Genomic DNA, 20,355 nt, shown 5'->3' with positions numbered 1-20,355 from the left:
TCAAAGATTGTGCAGTGATCGCCTCCCCAGATTTTAATACTTTAAATGAATGGATAGCCTGGCTTGAACAGGCTCATCCTATTCATGAAATAGAACTGGGGCTGTCTCGGATACAAAAAGTTGCCAATAGTTTAGGACTGCTTGAGCTTAATGCTCCAGTAATTACGGTCGCCGGCACTAATGGAAAAGGCACAGTCGTTGCCACTCTGGAATCTTTAGCCGTTGAGCATGACTTGTCTGTCGCCAGCTACACATCTCCTCATTTGTTAGCGTTTAACGAACGCGTCAAGCATAACGGGTACCCCGTTTCTGATGACTTATTAATCACAGCTTTTCGCCATATTGCTCAACACCAAAGCGATATCCCTTTGACCTATTTTGAATTCACGACCTTAGTTGCTTTCTGGATATTTAAGCAACAAGAATTGGATTTAATTGTTTTAGAAGTGGGGCTGGGCGGTCGAATGGATGCGGTTAACATTATTAACCCTGATATCGCTGTGATTACCTCAATTGGTCTTGATCACGTGGACTGGCTTGGCGATACCCTTGAAAAAGTGGCTCATGAGAAAGCGGGGATTATGCGTTCAGATAAGCCAGTAATTATTGCTGACTCTCAAACTCAATCTTTACTGTTGCCAGAAATTAGCGCAAGGCAGGCTAAAGGAGTTGTTGCTCAACTCGATTATCAATATGAAGATCGCGGCTCTGAGTGGGCATTTTCCAGTGTTAATGAAGGTCAGGAGTTATCCATTAATGGCCTGGCAAATAATGATTTATTAGTGAGCAATCTAGCTTCTGCACTTCAAGCATTTTTGTTGGTCTTTCCGGCAAAAGTTAATCCTGAGTCGATTAAACGAGCTTATGAGCACTTACAGTTTATTGGGCGCTTTCAGTATCTTTCTAAAGCGCCTATAGTGATTGTAGATGTAGCTCACAACCCAGACTCAGCAAAGATTTTGAATCAAAAGTTAGAACAGCTCAAAGAGCGTGGTGTCGAACACATTACGGCTATTTGCGGTATGTTAAAAGATAAAGATATTGCGGGTTCCCTAGCTTATTGTACGGCTATTGATCAGTGGAACTGTATAGACCTTCCTGGTCAAAGGGGTTCTAAAGGCGAAGAATTACTGAATAAATTGCCTGAAAAGTCCCAAAAAGACGCAAAAACTTACCATTTACTGGTTGATGCTTTAGATGAATATTGGCAACATCAACATCAGAATCAAGCTTTGGTTGTCTTTGGTTCTTTTGTTACCGTCGCCATGATGCTCGAAACGTGGCCCCGATTTAGCAACACAATACTAGAACGACTAAATAAGTGATAAAGAGGCTTTAGCTGTGGATGAGAAATTAAAATATCGTTTAGTGGGTGCTTCAGTAATTTTGGCATTAGCGGTTTTCTTTCTGCCGATGATTCTGGACAGTGAAAAATATCGCTCTCAGATTCAGTCACAAATTCCTGAAATTCCCAGCGAAAGCCAATCTCAGCAGCCAGACAAAATTCCTGCATTTCAAGCGAGTGGTCCAGTCGAAAAGGGCCCCTTGGTGATTAACCTCGATGATGATGGTACAGAGCAAGCAAAGCAAGAAACCGTCAACACAGTAACCACTACAGACTCTAAAAGTCAGCCAAAGCAAGAAGAGAATCAAGTTGCATCTCAGCAGCCCGAAGAAAAAGCTGAGAATGTACAAGAGAACGAAGTTACTGCAAAGCCTGTTGAAAAGCAGGAGCCAAAGGAGACCGCTCAGGTCGAAACTCAATCAAATGTTGAAACGACACCCAAGTCTCAGGCGAGTCTCGAATCAAAAACTCAACCTCAAGTTGAGTCACTACCCAAAGAAAATACTGAGAGCGAATTAGCTTTCTCTGATAGTGCCTGGCTTATCCAAATCGGCTCTTTTTCTAATAAAGACAATGCAACGAAACTGGTTAACAGTTTAAGAGACAAAGGTTACCGAGCTTATCAGAGAGTAGGTGATTCCTATGCACGAGTTTATGTAGGTCCTTATCCAGTAAAAGGAGAGGCCGAGAAACGAACGGGCGATTTGGAAAAGGTGGTCGGTTCAAAAGTTAAGGTGATTGAGTTCGACCCAAAACAACATTAACCATTTCACCTGACTGTTACCTCTGTTAAAATAGCCATCAACACAACACAGTAGCCTCCTTAATGATTTGGGTCGATTGGGTTATTCTCGCCATTATTGGCATTTCAGCTTTAATTAGCTTGCTTCGTGGATTCGTGCGCGAAGCGTTATCGCTAGCTGGCTGGATTGTCGCTTTCTTTGTCGCTAAAGGTTTTTACGAACCATTTGCAGAACTTCTTGTTAATCATATTGATACCAACAGTCTACGCTTAGGTGTGGCATGGGTTTCTCTATTTGTCGTAACTCTTGTTATTGCAGGAATCATTAACTATCTGATTGGCAGAATGGTTGATGCAGCAGGGTTGAGCGGAACAGATCGACTGTTAGGAATGATTTTTGGGGCCTTGAGAGGCGTGCTGGTTGTTGCATTAATTGTATTGGGATTAAAGCAGTTTACCCCAGTACCTAAGGATGAATGGTGGGGGCAGTCAAGTTTACTCCCTAATATGGAGATGGTCGCCGAATGGTTTTATGAGCAACTTGGTGAAGTTGTCCCTCAGTTAAAAGAGGGCTCTGAGCCACCAACTGAAATAGACGAGCAAAAGTGATATGTGTGGTATTGTTGGAATCGTAGGTAAGAACCCTGTCAATCAAAGCATCTATGATGCATTAACTGTGTTGCAACATCGTGGTCAAGATGCCGCAGGTATTGTGACTACCGATAATGGCCGTCTTTACCTGCGTAAAGACAATGGTCTGGTTCGAGATGTTTTTCATACTCGCCATATGCGTCGATTGACTGGTAATACGGGTATTGGGCATGTTCGTTACCCAACAGCTGGTAGTTCGACCAGCGCCGAAGCTCAACCGCTCTATGTTAACTCACCTTATGGTGTTACTTTAGCTCATAACGGAAACTTAACTAATTCCGATCAGCTTAAAGAAGAGCTATTCTCGGCTGATCGCCGTCATCTTAACACTAACTCTGATTCTGAGGTCTTATTGAATGTGCTCGCGCATGAACTACAGATTAAAGACAAAAATCAGCTTAGTCCAGATGATATCTTCGATGCAGTTGGCAGTGTTTTTAAACGCTGCAAAGGTGCTTATGCTGCTGTGGCGTTGATTAACGGTCATGGTCTATTGTGCTTCAGAGATCCTCACGGTATTCGCCCTGCTGTCTACGGCAAGCGCGAAACTGAGCAGGGCACCGAATACATGGTTGCCTCTGAATCGGTTGCTCTGGATGCTCTTGGTTTCGAGCTTATTGATGATATTGGCGCTGGCCATGCAGTGTTCATTTCCGATGACGGTACTTTGCACGAAAAGCAGTGCTATGCTGACAGTGAGTTAACACCATGTATTTTTGAGCATGTCTACCTTGCTCGCCCTGACTCAATGATTGATAACGTTTCTGTTTACAAATCCCGTTTGCGTATGGGAGAAAAGCTTGCTGAGAAAATTCTACGAGACTGGCCTGATCATGATATTGATGTGGTTATCCCTATCCCGGATACTTCGCTCACTTCTGCAGTGCAGTTAGCACATGAGCTTAACGTAAAAATGCGCCATGGCTTTATCAAGAATCGTTATATTGGTCGAACATTTATTATGCCCGGTCAACAGATGCGCAAGAAAAGCGTCCGTCAAAAACTGAACGCAATTGAATTGGAGTTTCGCGATAAAAATGTTCTGTTGGTTGATGACTCAATCGTTCGTGGAACAACTTCTGAACAAATTATTGAAATGGCACGAGAAGCAGGTGCTAAAAAAGTTTACTTTGCATCAGCAGCGCCTCCTGTCCGTTTCCCTAATGTTTATGGTATTGATATGCCTGCGGCAACTGAGCTGGTTGCTCACGGTCGTACCGAAGAGGAAGTGGGACGGGTAATTGGCGCTGATAAAATGATTTATCTGGATATTGAAGGCATGGTTGATGCTGTGCGAGAGGGTAACCTTAATATTAAGCGTTTTGATTTGTCAGTATTTACTGGCGAGTACATCACGGGTGATATTGATGCAGATTATTTGGATAAGTTGCAGCAGCGTCGCAATGATACAGCCAAGGAAAATAAAGACGTTGATGACATAGGTGATGCTGCCATGGTTATGGATTTACATAACCAATAGCGAGGATTTATGCGTTATATAATGAAAGCCTTACTGCGCCTTCTTGGTTGGAGATTAGTAGGGCAGTTACCCAAGGATAAAAAGTATGTGGTTATTTTTGCACCGCATACTTCTAATTGGGACTTTGTTTTGATGTTAATGGTTCGCTTTTGCTTCAAAATGAAAATTGGATATCTGGGCAAACACACCTTATTTAAGCCGCCTTTTGGATGGTTCTTTAGAATGTTTGGTGGCATTCCAGTAGAGCGCAGTTCTGCTAACAATGTTGTTGACCAGGTTGCAGCAATTATTAAAGAAAGAGAAGAAATCCAATTTGCTCTTGCTCCGGAAGGCACAAGAAGTTATAAACCTTATTGGAAGAGTGGTTTTTATCACATAGCCCTTAAAGCAGAAGTTCCTATTTTAATGACATTTCTTAATTCAAAAACGAAAGAAATTGGCATTGGGGATTTGTTACGTCCTAGCGGCAATCAAGAGCAAGATCTTGATGTGATAAGAGCATTTTATAAAGATAAAGCAGGGATAAGACCAGAGTTAACGAGTGATATACGATTTGAGGAAAAGCGTTAAAAATAGTTCCGGCCTCAAGGCATGGCGAGCAGCCCTTGTCTGTTTTTTTTCTTTTTTAACAATACTTCTTTTTTTGCTTACTGAAATTGCTGCAGCAAAAACTAATCTGCAACGAATTAGATTCCATACTTACAATATTGAAGATGGCCTGAGTCAAAGTACCGTGCTAAGTCTGGCTCAGGACAGTCTTGGCTATACCTGGATTGGTACGCAGGATGGTCTGAATCGATTTGATGGCGTCGAAAATACTATTTTTCGGCATTCGCCTACTAACTCCGAAACGATAAACTCTCCCACTATCAGTAATCTTATTTTTGATGACCAACGAACCCTGTGGATTCTGACTCCCCAAGGGCTTGACAGTATTGATATACATACTCTAAAAGTTACGCATTGGACTGACTCGCTGCAAAACCTTCAGGTTGACGGTCCTAACGTACAAGGGCAGGCAAAAGAGGTTTGGTCAATTTCTTTGAATCAGGATAAGACCTTATCAGTGTTGGGGGCAGACTACTTTGCCACGATTGATGTGACAAATAAAACGGTCAATCAAAATCAACGACTATCAGATTTCATTGAAGGTAAATCGCTGCAAGTCATGACTATTATTGGCCAGCGCATTTTCTTTATTCACAATAACTGCGTACTTCAGGTTGATTTTGGCGGTGGTCAAAGAAAAGAATTCTGCAGCCAGAGTCGGAGCATTGAGAAGTTTGATAACTTTTTCTCCTTTGATGAGTATCCTGACACAGTATTTATATCGCATTCATCAGGGTTTTCGACATTCAAATTGAGCACTGGTGAGTTCCAACATTATGATGTAATTGATTCTAAAGTTGAGGCACCAGTTGAGGTCGAAGCCTTGCTGCCCGATGGTGAAGGTATCTGGGTGGCCACGACAGTTGGTCTTAAATTCTGGGACAATAACCAGGGTAAAGTTGCGCGTGAATATCATGCAGACTTTAGTGATAAGCATTCTATTGCAAGTGATTACACTATGTCATTGATGCGTGGCTTTGATGGTTTAATATGGTTAGGCACGGGCTTAGGTGTTAATTATTGGGACTCGCGAGAGCAGTTTGTACATCTATTGCAGAAATCTGAAGTGGCACCTTTTGGAAGGGATAATATTAGTACGACTTTATATAAGGATTATTTGGGTAAACTTTGGGTTGGTACAGAAGCATCTGGAGTTTATCAATATGATGAGACCTTATCAAAGTTAAACCACTTTTCATCGCTGCCCACTGAACAGGGGCCCATGACTACAGGTTACGTCGCTGATATTCTGGAAGATACTGATCGTAATCTTTGGTTGCTTACTGGCACGGGCATGTTCATTCGTCCTTATCAAAGTGCAACATTTTATTACCTTACGGAGTTTGTGGATGTCGATGGGAACGTAGTTAAATTGACTGATCTAGGCAGTGTGATTGAAGGACGAAATGGTCAGATTTGGCTCGGTGGTAAGCAAGGTTTTTTCAAGGTTTCCATCAATACTCCCCCTGGAGAGAAGCTCTCAACGGAGCATATTGTAATAGAAGACCTCACTGAGCGACTTCCTATCAATTTCGTGCAGTCAAAGTATGGCGTTTACACCATGTATGAAGACTTACAAGGTTATATATGGTTAGGCGGCTCAAGAGGCTTAATTAGATTTAGTCCTCTAACTTTCGACATTCAATATTACTTAAGTGATCCTAACGATCCTGAAACACTTTCCAGCTCAGACATTAATGTTATTTACGAAGATTTGCTTGGTGTTCTTTGGGTAGGAACAGTTACCGGTTTAAATCGCATACGTTATAACATCAATGGAGAAGTCTATTTTCAGCGTATTACTGTCAATGATGGTTTTATTAATGATTTCATCTGCTCAGTTTTATCAGATGACTCCGGAAACTTGTGGGTTTCTACTGCAAATGGACTGGTTAAATTCCACCCCGATAAAGGTCGACCTATAAACTATACTTACTCAGATGGATTGCAATACAGTGAGTTTTTCACTAACGCACACTTTGCTGATAACGATGGTTATTTGTATTTTGGTGGTTTGAATGGTATTAGCTACTTCAACCCTGAAGACATTATTATTGATAAAGAGCACCAGCCGATAAAAATAACCGAAGTAATACAAAAGAATATCCGCCAGCCATTAGATGGCAATGAGTCTAATAACCTATACCGCTCAACCATTCAATATGGTGATATTACAGATATAAAATTTACTGTCTTTAATTATGTTAATGCAAAAAATCTTGAGTTTCGTTATAGGATTGAGGGCTTAACGCCGGACTGGATCAATCTTGGCAATTCACGACTGATCAGGCTGCATTCGGTGGAGCAGGAAGTGTTGAATATTCGTATTCAAGTTAGATATGAAGATAGTGACTGGAGTGGCAAAGAGTCTCAGTTAAGAATTAACGTTGATAAAGGTTTTTGGCGTAGCACGAAAGGCTTTGCTGTTTACTTTTTTGTACTTTCCCTATTCGTTATTGCCGTCGTCTTCTATATTTATCGTGGGATCAAAAAGACACTTAAATTAAAAGAACGTTTATTAAAAGAATCTGAGTCCAAAAGCCAAATGTTACTTAAGGACAAAAAGTCTTTATTATATCGAGTTGAAGACCTGCAATACTCTTTATCAGAGCAACGCTATCAAGTTGAGCTATTAACTTCAAAGCTCGAACAATCATCAATGGATGATCAACTTACAGGGTTTAGAACCCGTAGTTATTTAAAAGGAAGTATCCAAAAGGAATTAGAATCAATTTTAACGACCTGGCGTGACAAAAGAGAGCTTCAGGGCGTTTATCTGGGTGTTTTTGCAGTGGACATCGATAACCTGGCAACTATTAATCAACGGTACGGTCAAATCTGTGGCAATGAAATCATAAAGCAACTTGCTGATTGCTTAAGAACTATTTGTTACGGAACGGACACTTTAGTTCGCTGGCAAGGTGCTACGCTAGTGATTTTGAGTCGTGGTATAGAAAAACGAGAGCAAATGCTACTGGCAGAAAAGATTCGTAATATAGTGGCTTCGAGAAAATTTGATCTTGGGAATGGTAGTACTACCGATGTGACATGTAGTATCGGATTTACCCGTTTTCCTTTTACCGACAATATAGAGAGACCTTTAACTTGGGAGCAAATTATTTATATCACAGAGAAAGCACTCGCTGTTGCCAAGAAGAATAGCCGTAACGCCTGGATTGGTATTTATGCGAATCAATTTACGCGTGGTGCTGAGCTTGATTCGAAGTTGGCATCTGATTTGCCTGCCTTGATAGTCAGTGGCCAATTAGACTATGTGTCCTCGATTCCTAAGTCGAAAAAACTTTTATGGATGTAATGCTCTGGGCCGTTATTTAGTGTTGGTGGATTAAATGCAACACATATAGTAGAACAGTTGCGACTATCACTCCGGTAGCAAAATACCCTTTATGTTTTATGACAAATCCATGTGAGTGGGGAGCTTCGTTTGCTGCATGATGTTCCTGATGCTTATTGTCTTGACCTTCATGAATGACTGAAACTGGAATAGAGTGGTCATGATGATGGATGTGGCCACGGTCATCAACATGAGGCCGGTGAATAATCACATGGAGCAAGGTTCCTGATATAAACGCCTGGAAATAATCTATAATGCTATTGTGCAGCCCTGTCAACTGTTGCTCCCCTGCGTAGAAACCAATCACAGTAGTTACGAACATAAAGGCAAATACCAGCCAGGTTCTAAAGTTCCCCCATTGTGGTTGAACAATCCACCAGATGCTTAAACCCACGACTATTCGGTGAAGAATCACTGCGTATGCCAGCATCGGGTTTGTATCGTTCGTGACAATGGCTGCGCCATCCAGCAAAGAATGGATCATAAGCCCTGTAATACCTAAAAATAGCGCTAGGCTGTGTGCTTTATCTGCGGCTTTTCTAAAACTTACTTCGATTAAACCGGGGCCAAAAAAGCCAAGCAAGACTGCGGGGATTAGCGCATAACCTATGTGTTGCCAAATTGCAGGCAGAACATCAATCAATAGTAGTCCGCCAACAGACACTAAAACAAAAGCGAACAGGAAGTTATCGAGTCTACGATTATATGGGAAGAGGCCGACTAAGAAGGGGCCAATAAGCAATGCAACAAGGCTAAGAGCTAATAACATTAATCAATAACCTTACCGGGATTCATTATTCCTTTCGGATCAAAAGCATGCTTGATAGCTTTTAAATAGCTAATTTCAGTATCACTTCGTGTGAAGTTTAAGTAAGGCTTCTTAAGAAGACCAACACCGTGCTCTGCTGAAATGCTACCACCGAGCTCCTGAAGCAAAGTAAATATTTTAGGGTTAACCTGCTCACAAGACTCAGTAAACTCTTGGTAGTCCATATCCTCTGGCGCAAGAATGTTGAGGTGTAAATTACCATCTCCAATATGACCAAACCAAATGACTTCAAAGTCAGGGTAGTCTTTAGCGACAATATCATTCACGCCTGTTAAAAATTTTGTAATTTTTTCTGGTGTAACTGAAATATCATTTTTATAAGGTTTGCGACCGGAAATGGTTTCGGATATAAACTCTCGATATTTCCACAAATCTTCAACCTGCTGCTGACTTTGGCTCATAGTTCCATCAAGAATCTGTTCATTACCAAGGCCTGTTTCAAACTCTGCCAAGGCTGCTTCGAGGATATCTTCACTGGCGGCGTCAAATTCTAGCAAGCAGTAGTAAGGCGCGCGTTGCTGAACAGGGCAGGCAAGGTTGTGATGAGCCATGACCTTTTCTAAGGCTTCGTCAGAGAAGAACTCAAAGGCTGTCAGGTCAACGGCTTTTTGGAACTGCTGGAGAATCGGCATTAAGCTATCAAGGTTGGGAATGGCTAACAGCAATACCGTTAAATTGACGGGTTTGCGGGTTAGTTTAAGGGTGGCTTCTGTAACGATTCCCAAGGTACCCTCACTACCAATGAACAGGTGACGCAGATCATAGCCGGTAGCATTTTTTACCAAGCCCTTGTTCAATTCCAGAATGTCACCTTTGCCTGTTACTACAGTTAAACCTTGTACCCAGTCACGAGTGAGCCCATAACGGATAACTTTAATACCACCAGCATTTGTCGCAATATTGCCACCGATTTGGCTTGAGCCACTGGATGCAAAATCGACCGGATAATAAAGATCATTGTCTTCGGCAAACTGCTGGATTTGTTCGGTAATAGCGCCTGCCTGGCATTTTACTTGCTGACTGCCTGGGTTGAACTCAATGACTTTGTTCATCTTGTCCAATGCGACGACCAGTTCGCCGTTAGCGGCAACAGCGCCACCACTCAAGCCAGTTCGACCGCCAGAGGGGACGATTGCAATTTGATTGTCGTTAGCCCATAGAATTAGGGCCTGGACTTGCTCGGTGGTTTTAGGCAATGCAATTGCTAGGGGGGCTGGCTGTTTGATGTTGGTCCAGTCTTTACCATAGTGGTCAAGAGAATCTTTATCAGTAAGCAAGCAGTCATCATCAAGTAGGGTGCGTAACTGAGCGATATAAGTATCTGAAGACATGAGCAATTTACAGGGCTGGTGGAATAAGCTAAATAGGCGCATATTGTGCCAGAGCTGGCCGCTAAAAGGAATGCACGAGCGCTCTTGAGAGCAAAAAATAGTGGGGGTGGGGAACTATGAGCATCTGTGAGCAAAAAGTGACAAGCAAAAAAAAAGCTTCTGAAATTCAGAAGCTCAAAATACTCTTATCAATACATCATACAATATACATCAAATATATCGTAAGGGGATGGAGTTTGGTGGGTGGTACTGGGCTCGAACCAGTGACCCTCGCCTTGTAAGGGCGATGCTCTCCCAACTGAGCTAACCACCCAAATTCCATCTGTTCGTTAAGAACGGAGCGCATTATAAAGTGGTTATCGGTTAGGTCAACAACTTTTTGAGTAAATCCTCAGAAAAACATAGTTTTGATTAACAATTAATCAGCAGGTAACGAAATCAGCCATAACAAATCGCTGAAAGAGGTTTTGTAAAGCAGGGCCTCTTGCTAGAATAGCGGCACTTTTACTTCACAACCAATAACAGACCTAATATGACTGTAAAAACACGCTTTGCTCCAAGCCCAACCGGTTATCTACACGTTGGTGGCGCTCGAACAGCTCTTTATTGTTGGCTCTATGCTAAAAAGCATCAAGGTACTTTCGTATTGAGAATCGAAGACACTGATCGTGAGCGTTCAACGGATGAATCAGTACAAGCTATTCTTGACGGCATGCAGTGGTTGCATTTAGAGCACGACGAAGGTCCTTATTATCAAACTAGGCGTTTCGAACGATACAAAGAAGTAATTGGTGAAATGCTGGATAAAGGTCAGGCCTATCGCTGTTACTGTTCGAAAGAGCGATTGGATGCCTTGCGTGAAGAGCAACAAGCCAACAAGCAGAACATCGGTTATGACGGTCATTGTCGTGGTTTAAGTGAAGCAGAGCAGGATTTATCAAAACCTCACGTGATTCGATTTAAAAACCCAAAAGAGGGCACTGTTGTTTTTGATGATCTCATAAAAGGACAAATCTCAGTTAATAACAGCGAAATAGATGATTTGATTATTGCCCGCACCGATGGTACACCAACTTATAATTTCACTGTGGTTGTAGATGATTTAGACATGGAAATAACACATGTCATTCGTGGTGATGATCATGTGAACAATACACCTCGCCAAATCAACATGATTAAGGCTCTTGGCCGTGATGTACCTTTGTATGCACATGTTCCGATGATCTTAGGTGATGATGGTAAACGTTTATCGAAGCGTCACGGTGCGGTCAGTGTTATGCAGTATCGCGATGATGGATACTTGCCGCAGGCGTTGCTGAACTATCTGGTCCGCTTAGGTTGGTCGCATGGTGATCAGGAAGTGTTCTCGGTGGAGGAAATGATAGAGTACTTTGATTTAACAGACGTCAATCGTGCACCTTCTGCATTCAATACCGACAAGCTGAATTGGCTGAATCAACATTACATGAAAGAGTTGCCAGCAGAAGAGGTTATTAAGCACTTGCAATGGCATCTGGATCAGCAGGCAGTAGATACCAGTAATGGACCTAACATCAAGCTATTAATTCCAGAAATGGCCGAGCGCGTTAAAACGCTTAAAGAATTAGCGTCAGCAGTTCGATATTTTTACCATGACTTTGAAGAGTTCGATGCTGGAGCAGCCAAAAAACATTTGCGCCCTGTTGCAAGAGAGCCTCTCGAAGTGATTAAGTCTAAACTTGTACAAGCGAACGACTGGACAGCAGAGTCCCTGCATAGTCTTGTAAGCGCCACAGCCGAAGAGTTAGAGATTGGCATGGGTAAAGTTGGCATGCCACTTAGAGTAGCCGTTACTGGCGCTGGTATGTCTCCTGATCTTGGTATTACGCTTGAGTGGATTGGTAAAGAGCGTGTGTTGAATCGCATCGAAAAGGCATTAGCTTTTATTGCTGTGCGAGAAGCGCAAGCCTAATTATTTGCCTATCTCGGGACGTTACAACTCCAGAATCAAAAAAGCCTGCAAATAGCAGGCTTTTTTGTGTCGGTAAATTTTTTTGACTGCAGGATTATTTAGACTCAATACTTTTGATCGCATTTAAAATTTGCTGCGCATGAACGCCGTTCAAATCGTCAACACCAGCAGTAATAGTGTACTTCATGCCTCCAACATAGAAGTCTGATGCGATCACTGATTGCCAGTGCGAAAGAGGAAATACCTGATAACATTTCTTAGCAGTTCGGCAAGTATAGTTAGTGTAGCCACCGACTTTATGGTTATCGTCCAGCGATAAATACTTTTGCTCTTTATTAGCAGCGCCGGCACGATAAAGTAGAGTTACATTTTTTAGGTCTTTTCGGCTTTTATCATGATTAAAACTCGAGCGTTCGGCTGCATAACCGCTTATCACCATGTGTAAACTTTTGTCTTTAATCGTATAGCTGACAAAGCCTTTAGGCATGATGGAAGGTTTTATGCTCCAATGACTAGGAACCGTCATATAGTTGCTGGCACCAATGTTTACCGATTTAGTGGGGGCGATTGGTTTACTTGGGGCTTCATCAGTCTGAGCCACGGTTGCTGGTTTACAAGCAACAAAGAGTAGTGTAGAAAACGCAAGTGTTAAAGTTTTGGCTAGATGTTTTGTCATCGATAATTACCCAATTGTCAGTTAAATTTGTTACTCAATCTTTGGCTTGTGGATTCTCGTTAGGCCCAGTGTTCATCAAACGCATTACGTTCTCCGACACTAAAGCGAGCTCCTTCAGCCAAAATGTGCATTTGTAGGCCAAACAAGGAAATTGGATCTCCACTTCCCGCTGACCCCATGGACGAATATTGAAGATTACAGGGATCAATCAAAGTAGCTGCGCCACCTCCGTAGACCTGTAATTCGTCCTTAGGACTTATAAATAAAGCCGTACCATCATCAATTCCTACCCCGATAGTAAATGGGTTATAAGACAAAGCTGTCAAAAGCCTGCCGAGTCTTCCTTGTTGTTTAAAGTGATAATCCACCATAAAACGATTGGTCAGTCCAAGTCCCGGCGCCATAGTTACTCCAGCTTGGGTTGGAATATTAGCTTCATTGCCTCCAGCAATCATGTGCTCGCTAAGCAGAGCTGCCGCACCATACAAACCAGCAACATGAGTACCATCAGCGTTGAGCTTACGAAGTTGTTTGGCTAATGATGTGCCACCAATTAACGTAGAAATCTGCAATGGGCGCTCACCAATAATAACTACCAGGTCAACTCCGACGAGGTGCTGTAGGGTGATTGGGCTTGAGGCATCCTGGCGACTGCGTACAACATGAGTCTCACATTGAGCGAAACCGTTATTGATTAAAACTTGCTCAAGCTCAGTTTCTTGCGGGTCTTCGCTGATGTTTAAGATTAAAGCATTTGCTTTAGAGGTCAGACAAATACTGCGCATTTCCTCAGCAACTCGGTCACTGACTGAATTTAGACATCCGCCAATCGGAATAATGTAACCACGTTCAAAATTGCCGCTACCTTGTGATGGCATAAGTCAGTCCTTAAGGTGTTGTGCTTAACGGCTTCTTGTCAAACAGATGTCATTGGGTTTTATTGACGACTCTAAAAGTCGATTAACAACCTCTTATGTTTGACCGAGCATAGCACTAAACAGGGTTAAAAAATGTGGCAGAGTTAATGGTAATAAAATAAAAGAGCCTGATTAAAATCATAAACTTAACTGCCAAACTTCATTCAGAGACTTTGTAACTCTTTGATATCAAAGCCTTCGATAAAAGCTACATTAGCACTGCCTTTCAACAAGCGTCAATAGGCCATTGTGGTAAAGCCTTTACAGATAAATTGTTTGTTGCTTAAATGACAGACTTTCAATTTCACGGTAACTAGAATGAAAATACAACATACCTTGTTCTGCTCGTTGGCGGTGATGGCTGCCTTAGCAGGATGTCAGCAAGATGGTTCGGATGAGAAAAGTAAACAGGAAACTGCCGTTTCTCAAGTTGAAACCAAAGAAGTCGAAGTTAGTAAAGTGGAGTCGGTTGAAAAACGTAAAGCGCATAATCCAATCGATGACCATACTTATGGCAACCTTCATGAAGTAAAACTTGAACATCTAGACCTAGATCTAACTGTAGACTTTGCAGCGAAGTCGCTTAAAGGGCACGTTGACTTGAGTTTTGATCGTTTGAAAGATGATGTCAGCGCGTTAGTGCTTGATACACGCGATATTGATGTTTCGAAGGTGGAGCTCTATCAAAATGATCAGTGGGTTGCTGGTGAGTTTGAGCTGGCTGAAAAAGATGATGTCATGGGCTCAAAGTTGACAGTAACTTTAGAAGAGGGTGTTGATAAGGTTCGTGTTCATTATGCAACTCAACCACAAGCCAGCGGACTGCAATGGCTAACGCCTGAGCAAACCGATGGTAAAAAGCATCCATTTATGTACAGCCAGGCCCAAGCCATCCATGCACGTAGTTTTGTGCCAGTTCAAGATAGCCCAGCGGTGCGTGTTACCTATAATGCAACGATTCGCACTCCAAAAGAATTATTGGCCGTGATGAGTGCCTTTAATGAGCCGGACACAGAGCTTGATGGTGAGTACAGCTTCGAAATGCCACAGGCTATCCCTACCTACCTTATTGCAATTGGCGTCGGTGACCTGAAGTTTAAGGCTATGAGCAATAGAACCGGTGTTTATGCCGAACCTGCAATCTTAGATGCAGCTGTTGCTGAGTTTGATGACACTGAAGAGATGGTCAAAGTTACCGAGGAGCTTTATGGCCCATATCGCTGGGGGCGTTATGATTTGTTGATTTTACCTCCTGCATTTCCTTATGGTGGTATGGAGAATCCTCGTTTGTCATTTATTACGCCAACCGTTATTGCGGGTGACAAAAGTCTCGTTAGTTTGATTGCTCACGAGTTGGCTCATTCCTGGTCAGGCAATTTGGTGACTAATGCTAACTGGCATGATTTTTGGCTCAATGAAGGCTTCACTTCTTACGTTGAAAATCGCATTATGGAGGAGCTATTTGGCCGCGAACGCGCTCTAATGGAGCAATCTTTAGCGGTTCAGGATTTGCGCCAGGCAGTTCAGGATTTACCAAAAGAATATACGGTTTTAAATGTGGATTTGAAAGGTGCTGACCCTGATGATGCTTTCTCAACTGTGCCATACACTAAAGGTCAAATGTTTCTGGTTTGGCTGGAAGAGAAGTTTGGTCGTGAAGTTTTTGATGCGTTCTTAGTTAATTATTTCGATCACTTTTCTTTCCAAAGTATAACTACTCAACAGTTTGAAGCTTACCTAAAAGAAAACCTTTTAGATAAACATCCAGGTGTTGTAACTGATGAGCAAATCCGTATCTGGATTCATGAACCCATGTTGCCAGAGATGATGCCAAATCCAACATCAGATGCTTTTAACATTGTTAATCAAAAAACCAAGCAGCTTCTCAGCGGTGAAATCACCTTAGCCCAGCTTGGAACTGAAAAATGGACGGTTCATGAGTGGTTGCATTTCATTAATAACCTTCCGGCAGGTATGTCTAATGATGACATGGTGGCGATGGATATGGAGTTCAAATTGACTGAGTCAACTAACAATGAAATCGCTCATGCCTGGTTATTATTGTCATTAAAAACTGGCTATGACGTGGTCATGCCGCGCCTTGAAAGTTACCTGATTAGCATTGGCCGACGTAAATTAATTGTGCCACTTTATAAGCAGCTTATGGAAACAGAGCAGGGAGCCGAATTTGCCAAGCGCGTTTATAAGGTTGCTCGTCCAGGCTACCATCCTCTTGCGCAAGCAACACTTGACGATATTGTAAACAAATAACCATTTGTTACTAACGTTTCGCAAAAAAGGCTTTCTTCGGAAAGCCTTTTTTGTAACATTACCATTAACTGATACTCTAACAGTTGGATAACCCTTGGAGTTCTTTCATGAACCATCATGTATTTCATAAGACGATAATGACCCAGCCTGAAGCAGGGCAGGAGATCGCGACCTTTGCTCTGGGATGCTTCTGGGGGGCAGAAAAACTATTTTGGCAACAAGATGGCGTCGTTATGACTAGTGTTGGTTATGCTGGTTCTGACTTCGAGAACCCTTCCTATGAGCAGGTCTGTGCTGGTGTTACAGGGCATGCCGAAGCTGTGCAAATTATCTATGACCCCAGCGTTATTTCTTATCAGGACTTGTTGCAACTGTTTTGGGAAAATCATGACCCCACTCAAGGCATGCGCCAGGGTAATGATATTGGGACTCAATATCGCTCTGTAATATTAGCTCATGATCTAACGCAGCAGGAACTGGCGGAGACCAGTCGAGAAGAATATCAAAAACTTTTGAGCGCTAAGGGTTATCCGAGCATTACTACGGAGATAGAAGCTTTTAAAACTTATTATTTAGCTGAAGAGTACCATCAACAATATCTCTCAAAAAATCCAGCAGGTTATTGCGGACATGGTGGTACTGGAGTTTGTTTTATTCAAAATTAATCTTAATATTTGAGGAGTTACTTGTGGCACATTTAAAACCTTTACCCGCTGATAGTCACCCAGAGTTAGCCAGCGATTTTAAAATTTTCGAAGAAATTTTGGGCTTTATCCCAAACAGCTTATTAACCATGCAACGTAGACCAAAAATGGTGCAGGCTTTCGGTGTATTAACCAAGGCGGTGATGGATCCCGAAGGTGAAGTTGATTTAGGTTTTAAACGGTTGATTGCACACTTTGCAAGCCGTGCAGCAGGTTGTCAGTATTGTGAAGCTCACTCACTCATTGCGGCTAACATTCATGGCATTTCACAAGAAAAGCTGGATGCCATCTGGGAGTATCAAACCAGTTCTTTATACAGCGATGCAGAGCGGGTTGCACTTGATTATGCCCTAGCAGCAGGTTCAGTGCCCAATGCGGTAGATGATGAGTTAATGATTCGCATGAAGCAGTATTGGTCTGAAGAGCAAATCGTAGAAATATTAGGGGCAGTGTGTCTGTATGGTTTCTTAAATCGCTGGAATGACTCTATGGCTACTGATCTCGAAGATTCACCAAAGCAAATGGGCGATAGAGTTCTGACCAAAGGTGGCTGGACTGGCGGAAAGCATACTCGTTAGTTTTACGGCGATGTTAAATTTGTGAGCTATTACTTGCCGTTGGCTTACAAAAAGAGGATTATTGTTACTAGCTGATTAATAAGTAAACAGCTTTGTCATTAATCAAATAATTTTAAGGTGGAACTTATGGCAGGAAAATTTGTTATATCAAAAGGAAAAGATGGGAAGCTATATTTTGTGCTTAAAGCCGGTAACGGTGAAACCATATTACAAAGTCAGGGCTATGGTTCCCAGTCTGCATGTGAGAATGGCATCGATTCAGTTCGCAAAAACTCCTTAAATGGTGACCGTTTCTCGAAGGAAACAGCCAAAGATGGCCGTTTTTACTTTACCCTGAACGCTACCAATGGGCAGCAAATTGGTAAGAGCCAGATGTATAAATCTGAAAGTGGACGTAACAATGGTATTGTTTCGGTTGCTAAAAATGCTCAAGATGCCAAGGTTGAAACTGAAGCTTAGTGTTACTTTAAGATATAAAACAAAGCCCTCGTATTGAGGGCTTTTTTGTTAAGAGTATTTGCAATTCATTGCTTGCCAAGAGTTAATGGTCATTACCAGACTTAGTCGTAAGGTAATCCATAACAGCAAACAGCAATCCAGAAATAACAAAGGTCCCATGAATCAACAGTTTCCACATGACCACATCGGTTTCAATTGCCTCTGGCATCTTATCCAATTGCATGTAAGTTCGTAATAGGTCGATACCCGATATCGCTACGATTGAACTGATAAGCTTTACTTTTAATGTTGAGAATCCTACTTTACCCATCCAGCCAGGACGGTCTTCATGGTTTGAAACGTCAATTTTGGAGACAAAGCTTTCATAGCCGCTAAAAATAATGATGATGAGTAGGTTGGCTAGCAAGGTCATGTCTACAAGCGCCAGAATACCGAGAATCGTGGCAATTTCCCCAAGTTCCCCAAAGTGGGTAACCAGGTGCCAAAGCTCTTTTGCAAAACTACCCAATAATATAAAAATCGAAAGAATTAAACCGACAAAAAATGGCGCCAAAACCCAACGACTACTGAAAAGTGCTCTTTCAAAACCGTGTTCTATTTTTTTCACTGTTGCCCCTTTTGTTATTGTGTGAATAGTTCTTGGCCCTATTCTAATAGAATCGAAACTAATCTGCATAAATAATTGCAGCTTTCTTCAAGCTGTAGAATTTCTGTCATTAAGCTGTTATCTAGCGCTATGATAATACTCGTAACACATTAGTTGGATGTAGCATTATGAACCATAACCAAGCTGATTTTGAAGGTGAGGAAACCTCAAGTAAGAAGCTGTATATTTTTAGGCATGGAAAGTCGGACTGGGAAGGCAGGTTTTCAAGTGACCATGAAAGACCTTTGGCTGAACGTGGCAAAATAGCTGCTGAAAAAATGGGTAAGCATTTAGCTATGATTAAACAGACACCACAAAGGGTCATGTGCTCAACTTCGGTAAGAACTAAACAAACGCTATCGCTTGCAAAAGAAAAAGGGAGTTGGAAATGTGAAGTTCAGTTTTGTCGTGAACTTTATTTAGCCAGTGCCGAAGAAGCTATCGAGCTTATACACAAGCAAGATGATGCTATTGATAAGTTGATGCTGGTCGCCCACGAGCCCATGTGCTCATCGCTAATTACAGAGTTAGCCATGGGGGCTAATGTGAAATTCCCTACAGCATCCATTGCCAGACTCTCATTCCGGGCAAACCATTGGCAGGACATCAAAGTAAACAGTGGTCGTCTGGATTGGTTATTAACACCGAAGACACTGTTTAAATAAAAGATTAAAAAATCAGGCAATAAAAAAGCGACCGAAGTCGCTTTTTGTAACTCTATCTCAATTTTAAAAATACCAGTTGAAAAAAGCACCGATGTTGTTGCCATCGAAGGTTTCGCCAGTAGCATCATAATCATATTCGATGTGAGTGTAACGAACGCCCCAGGCCCAAGTATCATGGTTGTTTTCATACTCAAGCACTAAGCCTAGCGCATTCTCAAATTCTGCTGTGCCGTATAGACCAGGTAGATCAAGTTCCAGCTCAGGGTTTAGCTCATAAGTAAAACCCGCGCCAAAAAGATGACCATTATTATCAAGTGAAGCAACCACAGTTAGCGGCATACGCGAAAAAGTTGCATCGCCATTGGATGCAAAAACACCGCCGCTTTTATAACCAATGGTATTTTTTAGTGCCCAGCCTTCAAAGCCAGCTCTAAAACCGAAATCCAACCAAAAGCCTTCGCCTGTTTTAACGTCGCCACTGGAGCCGTCAGTGAAACGAATATCATCGACTAGCGTTTCTCCACCAAAGGCAAGGCCACCGCCAAGAATACCAGAGATATCTGCCTCTGCATGTGACACAGAGCTTAGCGCTAAGCCAGAAGATAATAGTGCAACCAAGCCAAATTTATTAAATATCATTTTCTTCCTTTCCTTTTTATATTGAATTGTCAAAAAACGCCCGAGATTATAAACTGTTCGTAACTTAATGCAAAGGTTGAACTTGCTTACCTATGGCCCCATTTATGCCATAATGATAGAGACATTTAGCGAAAGAAGTTGCTATGAGTAACGACCAAAATCACAATCAGAACCACGATCATGAGCATGAGCACGGCCTAGCAGTAGCCGATGCTAAACCCAAGCTCAAACAACCGCCTATGTATAAGGTGTTGATTCTTAATGATGATTACACACCAATGGATTTTGTGGTGGATGTACTGCGTAAGTTTTTTACAATGGATACAGAGCAGGCAACCCGGGTTATGTTGCAGGTTCACCACGAAGGGCAAGGTGTGTGTGGTACTTTTACGCCTGATATTGCTGAAACCAAGGTGGTTCAGGTCAATGAGTTCGCTCGCGCAAATCAGCACCCTTTGTTATGTGTTATGGAGCCGGAAGACGGTGAGTAACTCAATTAAGCGTTAC

19 protein-coding genes and 1 tRNA gene are annotated in these 20,355 nt (G+C 42.2%); 13 read left to right on the top strand and 7 right to left on the bottom strand.

Annotated elements, in window-relative coordinates; translation table 11 throughout:
* Positions 1-14 precede the first annotated feature (14 nt).
* The 6 genes from KKOR_RS07420 (at position 15) to KKOR_RS07395 (ending at position 8,143) form a co-directional block, all read left to right on the top strand.
* Positions 15-1,325, top strand: a complete 1,311-nt coding sequence (locus KKOR_RS07420) for a bifunctional folylpolyglutamate synthase/dihydrofolate synthase (RefSeq protein WP_012801409.1) — start codon at positions 15-17, stop codon at positions 1,323-1,325.
* A gap of 16 nt (positions 1,326-1,341) precedes the next feature.
* On the top strand, positions 1,342-2,109 hold the full coding sequence (locus KKOR_RS07415; protein WP_012801408.1) for an SPOR domain-containing protein: 768 nt from the start codon (positions 1,342-1,344) through the stop codon (positions 2,107-2,109).
* A 62-nt stretch (positions 2,110-2,171) separates the two neighbouring features.
* Positions 2,172-2,696 carry a CvpA family protein gene (locus tag KKOR_RS07410; RefSeq protein WP_012801407.1) on the top strand — a complete coding sequence of 175 codons (525 nt, stop codon included), beginning with the start codon at positions 2,172-2,174 and terminating at the stop codon, positions 2,694-2,696.
* 1 nt (position 2,697) lies between these two features.
* The gene (gene purF / locus KKOR_RS07405; protein ID WP_012801406.1) at positions 2,698-4,218 is read left to right on the top strand and encodes an amidophosphoribosyltransferase; all 1,521 of its coding nucleotides are present in this window, start codon (positions 2,698-2,700) and stop codon (positions 4,216-4,218) included.
* A gap of 21 nt (positions 4,219-4,239) precedes the next feature.
* A complete protein-coding gene (locus KKOR_RS07400; protein WP_228638543.1) occupies positions 4,240-4,788 on the top strand; it encodes a lysophospholipid acyltransferase family protein in 549 nt (182 codons plus the stop codon).
* Between the two features lie 73 nt (positions 4,789-4,861).
* On the top strand, positions 4,862-8,143 hold the full coding sequence (locus KKOR_RS07395; protein ID WP_143715055.1) for a ligand-binding sensor domain-containing diguanylate cyclase: 3,282 nt from the start codon (positions 4,862-4,864) through the stop codon (positions 8,141-8,143).
* Positions 8,144-8,159: 16 nt separating this feature from the next.
* Here the strand turns inward: KKOR_RS07395 and KKOR_RS07390 are convergent, their stop codons facing one another.
* The 3 genes from KKOR_RS07390 to KKOR_RS07380 all read right to left on the bottom strand — a co-directional run bounded on the left by KKOR_RS07390 (position 8,160) and on the right by KKOR_RS07380 (position 10,655).
* Positions 8,160-8,951, bottom strand: coding sequence for a hypothetical protein (locus KKOR_RS07390; RefSeq protein ID WP_012801403.1), 792 nt, complete (start codon positions 8,949-8,951; stop codon positions 8,160-8,162).
* Positions 8,951-10,342, bottom strand: coding sequence for an FAD-binding oxidoreductase (locus tag KKOR_RS07385; RefSeq protein ID WP_012801402.1), 1,392 nt, complete (start codon positions 10,340-10,342; stop codon positions 8,951-8,953). The genes KKOR_RS07390 and KKOR_RS07385 overlap by 1 nt, the downstream gene beginning before the upstream one ends.
* Positions 10,343-10,579: 237 nt before the next feature.
* A tRNA-Val gene (locus KKOR_RS07380) sits at positions 10,580-10,655 on the bottom strand.
* Between the two features lie 219 nt (positions 10,656-10,874).
* On the opposite strand from KKOR_RS07380, the gene gltX reads away from it, so the two are divergent.
* Positions 10,875-12,293 carry a glutamate--tRNA ligase gene (gltX, locus tag KKOR_RS07375; protein WP_012801401.1) on the top strand — a complete coding sequence of 473 codons (1,419 nt, stop codon included), beginning with the start codon at positions 10,875-10,877 and terminating at the stop codon, positions 12,291-12,293.
* 94 nt (positions 12,294-12,387) lie between these two features.
* On the opposite strand, the gene KKOR_RS07370 is transcribed toward gltX, so the two are convergent.
* Together KKOR_RS07370 and KKOR_RS07365 are read right to left on the bottom strand one after the other, a co-directional pair.
* A complete protein-coding gene (locus KKOR_RS07370; RefSeq protein WP_012801400.1) occupies positions 12,388-12,969 on the bottom strand; it encodes a hypothetical protein in 582 nt (193 codons plus the stop codon).
* Positions 12,970-13,028: 59 nt separating this feature from the next.
* Positions 13,029-13,847, bottom strand: coding sequence for a cyanophycinase (locus KKOR_RS07365; protein ID WP_012801399.1), 819 nt, complete (start codon positions 13,845-13,847; stop codon positions 13,029-13,031).
* 357 nt (positions 13,848-14,204) lie between these two features.
* Between KKOR_RS07365 and KKOR_RS07360 the strand changes: the two genes are divergently transcribed.
* The 4 genes from KKOR_RS07360 to KKOR_RS07345 all read left to right on the top strand — a co-directional run bounded on the left by KKOR_RS07360 (position 14,205) and on the right by KKOR_RS07345 (position 17,898).
* Positions 14,205-16,157 (top strand): M1 family metallopeptidase, encoded by a 1,953-nt coding sequence (locus tag KKOR_RS07360; protein WP_083777359.1) that lies wholly within the window; start codon positions 14,205-14,207, stop codon positions 16,155-16,157.
* A gap of 107 nt (positions 16,158-16,264) precedes the next feature.
* On the top strand, positions 16,265-16,822 hold the full coding sequence (gene msrA, locus KKOR_RS07355) for a peptide-methionine (S)-S-oxide reductase MsrA (RefSeq protein WP_012801397.1): 558 nt from the start codon (positions 16,265-16,267) through the stop codon (positions 16,820-16,822).
* A gap of 23 nt (positions 16,823-16,845) precedes the next feature.
* Complete coding sequence (locus tag KKOR_RS07350; protein WP_012801396.1) at positions 16,846-17,439, top strand: carboxymuconolactone decarboxylase family protein; 594 nt, start codon at positions 16,846-16,848, stop codon at positions 17,437-17,439.
* A gap of 126 nt (positions 17,440-17,565) precedes the next feature.
* On the top strand, positions 17,566-17,898 hold the full coding sequence (locus tag KKOR_RS07345; RefSeq protein ID WP_012801395.1) for a YegP family protein: 333 nt from the start codon (positions 17,566-17,568) through the stop codon (positions 17,896-17,898).
* Positions 17,899-17,980: 82 nt separating this feature from the next.
* On the opposite strand, the gene KKOR_RS07340 is transcribed toward KKOR_RS07345, so the two are convergent.
* On the bottom strand, positions 17,981-18,505 hold the full coding sequence (locus KKOR_RS07340) for a TIGR00645 family protein (RefSeq protein ID WP_012801394.1): 525 nt from the start codon (positions 18,503-18,505) through the stop codon (positions 17,981-17,983).
* A 167-nt stretch (positions 18,506-18,672) separates the two neighbouring features.
* On the opposite strand from KKOR_RS07340, the gene KKOR_RS07335 reads away from it, so the two are divergent.
* Positions 18,673-19,209: a SixA phosphatase family protein gene (locus KKOR_RS07335; protein WP_012801393.1), complete on the top strand. Its 537-nt coding sequence runs from the start codon at positions 18,673-18,675 to the stop codon at positions 19,207-19,209.
* A gap of 63 nt (positions 19,210-19,272) precedes the next feature.
* On the opposite strand, the gene KKOR_RS07330 is transcribed toward KKOR_RS07335, so the two are convergent.
* Positions 19,273-19,848 (bottom strand): hypothetical protein, encoded by a 576-nt coding sequence (locus tag KKOR_RS07330; RefSeq protein ID WP_012801392.1) that lies wholly within the window; start codon positions 19,846-19,848, stop codon positions 19,273-19,275.
* 143 nt (positions 19,849-19,991) lie between these two features.
* Here KKOR_RS07330 and clpS point away from each other — a divergent pair, with 143 nt between their 5' ends.
* Positions 19,992-20,339: an ATP-dependent Clp protease adapter ClpS gene (gene clpS, locus KKOR_RS07325; RefSeq protein ID WP_012801391.1), complete on the top strand. Its 348-nt coding sequence runs from the start codon at positions 19,992-19,994 to the stop codon at positions 20,337-20,339.
* Positions 20,340-20,355: the final 16 nt, after the last annotated feature.

The organism is Kangiella koreensis DSM 16069, from assembly GCF_000024085.1.
Taxonomy (GTDB): Bacteria; Pseudomonadota; Gammaproteobacteria; order Enterobacterales; family Kangiellaceae; genus Kangiella; species Kangiella koreensis.
Note: the sequence above shows the minus strand (reverse complement) of the source record. Positions and strands in the feature narration are given on the sequence as shown.